At 45.3% G+C, this 782-nt stretch carries 1 protein-coding gene; it reads right to left on the minus strand.

The features are described 5' to 3' along the window. Nucleotides 1-782, minus strand: a 782-nt coding sequence (locus tag AC0QHF_RS10205; protein ID WP_324704099.1) for a reverse transcriptase domain-containing protein, incomplete at both ends; no start/stop codon positions are given.

Genomic DNA, 782 nt, shown 5'->3' on the forward strand with positions numbered 1-782 from the left:
GAGATAGCAATCTTGCACTGTTCAATGATTTCGCGGCTTTGTGATATGACCACAAAATCATCGGCATATCTAACGACTGTTGTGTTGATAACTTTCCCTTCAACTCTATGTATGGGGAATAGTTTCTCGATATGCCTCACCATTCCATCCAGTGCGATGTTGGCGAGGAGTGGACTTATTACCCCTCCTTGGGGTGTCCCGGCTTTCGTGTCGTCAAATACACCATTGTCAATAACCCCGGCTTTTAACCATTGTTTGATATTATGCCTTATGGTCGTTGGACAATGAAGTTTGGATAGCAGGTAACCATGGTCAATCTGGTCGAAGCATTTGGCAATATCGGCATCAAGGACGTAATATCCCATTTTGTTGATACTAATAAATATTCTGCCAATTGCGTCAAGGGTTGAGCGTCCGGGTCGAAACCCATAACTTGTTCCCTCAAATTTTGGTTCCCAGTAGGGTTCCATTGCCATTTTGACCAAGGCTTGCTTGGCTCTGTCTCGGATTGTTGGGATTCCCAGAGGGCGTTTTTCATCCCGTCCAGGTTTTGGTATCCAAATTCTCCGTAATGGCTTGGCTTTGAAGTTTCCTTTGATTTCTTCAACAAGTTCAAACCTTTGTTTCGGGGATATTGCTATCACACCATCTACTCCGGCTGTTTTCTTGCCTTGGTTATCTTGGGTCACTCGCCTTACCGCTAGGAGCCTTGCGTAGTATGACTTCAAAAGGAGTCTCTGCAACCTTCTAGCTTTTGCATCCTGTCCCGATTGAGCCGCTTG

Source organism: Lyngbya sp. CCY1209 (assembly GCF_055795065.1).